General features: G+C 66.6%; 1 protein-coding gene. It reads right to left on the reverse strand.

Annotated elements, in window-relative coordinates; all coding sequences use genetic code 11:
• Nucleotides 1–604: efflux RND transporter periplasmic adaptor subunit (locus tag AWB67_RS39165; RefSeq protein ID WP_125477919.1), on the reverse strand; the 604-nt coding region annotated here is incomplete at both ends.

Raw genomic sequence — 604 nt, forward strand, 5'->3', positions numbered from 1 at the left:
GCCGCGCGAGACTTTGCGTTTCGCCGCCGTGCGGCTCGACGGGAGCGGCGTCGGCAGCAGCCGGAGCGGACGCGGGCGCGGCCGGCGGCGCATCGGTGATCTTGAGCGGCGTGTCGGCTACGACGCGGATCGCGCCGTCGACCACGATCCGCTCGCCCGGCTGCAGGCCCTGGTTGATGAACCAGTCGTCGCCGTGCCACTCTCCCACTTCGACCACACGCTGACGCGCTTTCGAATCCTTGTCGACTACCCAGACGAAATGGCTCTTCGACCCCTGCAGCACCGCGCGCTGCGGCACGAGGATCGCATGTAGACGCACCGCGCCGTAGACCCTCGCGCGCACGAACTGGCCGGGGCGCAGCGTCCCCTTCGGATTCGGCAGCGACGCCCGCACGAGGAAAGTGCCGGTCTGCGTGTTGAAAGCCGGATTCGTGAAATCGATCTTGCCGCGCGCGGGGAACACGGTGCCGTCGGCGAGGATCACCGCGACCTCGAAGTCGCGATTGGCGGGGAACTTGATGAGGCCCTTCGCTTCCTGATCGCGATATGACAGGATCTCGTTCTCCGAGATGCTGAAGTTCACCCACATCGGATCGAGCTGGTA

Origin of the sequence: Caballeronia terrestris, from assembly GCF_001544515.1 — a bacterium.
Taxonomy (GTDB): Bacteria; Pseudomonadota; Gammaproteobacteria; order Burkholderiales; family Burkholderiaceae; genus Caballeronia; species Caballeronia terrestris.